Raw genomic sequence first — 942 nt, forward strand, 5'->3', positions numbered from 1 at the left:
CCGCGCTTTTCGTTTTCCAGCAACAGCGGGTAGCGATAGTCCTCCAGCGCCGGGGTGAACTCGGCGGTGAAGCGGCTTTCGAGCAACAGGTTCGGGCGTTTCAGGTCGTAGTCGCGGCGAGTGACAGCGCTGGTGCGGGTGCTGGTACGCAGGCTGAAGCGGCTGATGACCGGGTGTTCGGCGACCATGCCGGAATCTTGCTGATACGGCGTGCCACCGAGCGTCGGCAGAAACACCTGATCGTCGGTGAACACCAAGCGATGGCCGTCCGCCGAATGCTGGTGATGCCAGGCAATGCCGTCCTCGGCGCACAGGCGCTGGATGAACTCGAAATCGGATTCGCCGTACTGCGTGCAGTATTCGCGGGGCGCGCTGGTGCTGACGTGGAAGGTAACCGCATCGGCCAGAAGACCGTGCCCCTTGAGCACCTGCGCGATGATTTGCGGCACGGTCAAGCGCTGGAAAATCCGCTGATCGTGGCTGAACTGCAAGTAGTGCAGCGCCGGCACCAGCGCCAAGTGATAGCGGGTCAGGCGCTTTCCGGACTCGCCCGCCAACACGTCTTCGATGTGGCCGTGGAGGCCTTCGCCGTTGAAGCCGAATTGCAGAAACGCGGGTTGGCCGAGCAACGTTTCCAGATCGAAATCCGGGTGTTCGCTGACCAGTTCAACATTGATGCAATAGAGGGTGCTGACCGTTTCAGTGCCGTTGAAGGCCAGCACTTTGAAGTCATGGCGGATAGCAGGAATCTGCAACGCAAATTGCGCCGCATTGGCCGGCCGGAACATACGCTTATCCTTAAGCAAAGAGGAAATGAAGCGCGGTATCCAAACCGTCCCTGGTCTGTGCTCGCGAGAATGGCGGGCACGTTAGCAAGGCTGCCGGGGATGTTATGTAGGGGCGATCCCAGACCTGAGTAGGACGGTTCGCAAATATGAAATG

1 protein-coding gene is annotated in these 942 nt (G+C 59.9%); it reads right to left on the reverse strand.

Going from position 1 to position 942, the window contains the following annotated elements; genetic code table 11:
• Positions 1–788, reverse strand: a 788-nt coding sequence (gene tssI / locus GIW69_RS26130; RefSeq protein WP_236485673.1) for a type VI secretion system tip protein TssI/VgrG, incomplete at its 3' end; no start/stop codon positions are given.
• Positions 789–942 lie beyond the last annotated feature (154 nt).

The sequence above is a fragment of the Pseudomonas syringae genome, from assembly GCF_021605415.1.
GTDB classification, from domain to species: Bacteria; Pseudomonadota; Gammaproteobacteria; order Pseudomonadales; family Pseudomonadaceae; genus Aquipseudomonas; species Aquipseudomonas syringae_S.